The 288-nt window shown below is 69.4% G+C and carries 1 protein-coding gene; it reads left to right on the top strand.

Going from position 1 to position 288, the window contains the following annotated elements; translation table 11 throughout:
* On the top strand, positions 1-288 hold a 288-nt coding region (locus EN851_RS35740), incomplete at both ends, for a VCBS domain-containing protein (protein ID WP_210234965.1).

The following is a 288-nucleotide window of genomic DNA, read 5'->3' as shown; positions in this document are numbered from 1 at the left end:
CGCGGTGCTCGGCGGCGTCTCGACCGACGACGTCACCGAGGACAATGGCGCCGACGGCATCGTTGCCGGCAACCTGACAGCCGACGGACTGCTGACCATCACCGACGTTGACGCCGGCGAGGCCAATTTCACCACCCAGGCCGCCACCGCCGGCAGCAACGGCTATGGCACCTTCACCCTCGCCGCCGACGGCAGCTGGACCTACACCGCCGACAACACCCAGGCCGCCATCCAGCAGCTCGGCGCCGGCGACACCATCACCGACAGCTTCACCGCCGTCTCCTCCGA

The organism is Mesorhizobium sp. M8A.F.Ca.ET.208.01.1.1, assembly GCF_004791315.1.
Taxonomy (GTDB): Bacteria; Pseudomonadota; Alphaproteobacteria; order Rhizobiales; family Rhizobiaceae; genus Mesorhizobium.
Note: the sequence above shows the minus strand (reverse complement) of the source record. Positions and strands in the feature narration are given on the sequence as shown.